This is a genomic window from Psychrobacter sp. 1U2 (assembly GCF_051847575.1).
The window spans coordinates 1-597 of the sequence record NZ_JBPYDC010001457.1; the positions used below are offsets into that span (position 1 = coordinate 1).

Below are 597 nucleotides of genomic sequence, written 5' to 3' on the forward strand. Positions count from 1 at the left end.
GAATTCGATTAGAACGATATGGTGAAAGAGTATGCGCGAGGGTGAGCGAGGATTAAGCAGAGTACTGCTCTGCCCGAGTGCAAGACGAAAGCTATGCTTGAGTGAAGCGCCGAGCAAAACCATTAAAGAAAACCGACCCATGCCTCGCATATTTCTCCACTTTTAAAGCATTCAGATATTGAGGCCAATTTTTTCTTTTTCTGACCTGTAATACAACCAAACCAAAAACCCAAAAAAGAGCCACCAGCATAACTGGTCGCTTTTTTTCGCATCTCTAAAAGTTAGGTTTAAAACCTTCAGCCGTCGTAGTTTTAAAAGCTCCTAGCCTTCAAACGTACTATATTCTTCATTTTGTCCGACGATCTCAATATAGTCAGGATTCAAATCAGACAATTTCGCTGCTCCTGATAATAGCATCGTGGTTTTTAAATCCACGTTTAGGAAGTTAATAACTGACTCTACACCTTGCGCGCCGCCTAGACCTAAGCCATACAGCATCGGACGACCGACTGCTACCGCATCTGCACCCATTGCTATGGCACGGACGATATCAATACCACGGCGGATACCACCATCTAAGATAACCGGCACGCGGTT

General features: G+C 44.4%; 1 protein-coding gene. It reads right to left on the reverse strand.

The window, feature by feature from the left end; all coding sequences use genetic code 11:
- Positions 1–321: 321 nt before the first annotated feature.
- A partial coding sequence (locus tag ACS8FD_RS22610; protein ID WP_439277510.1) for an alpha-hydroxy-acid oxidizing protein occupies positions 322–597 on the reverse strand: 276 nt, incomplete at its 5' end.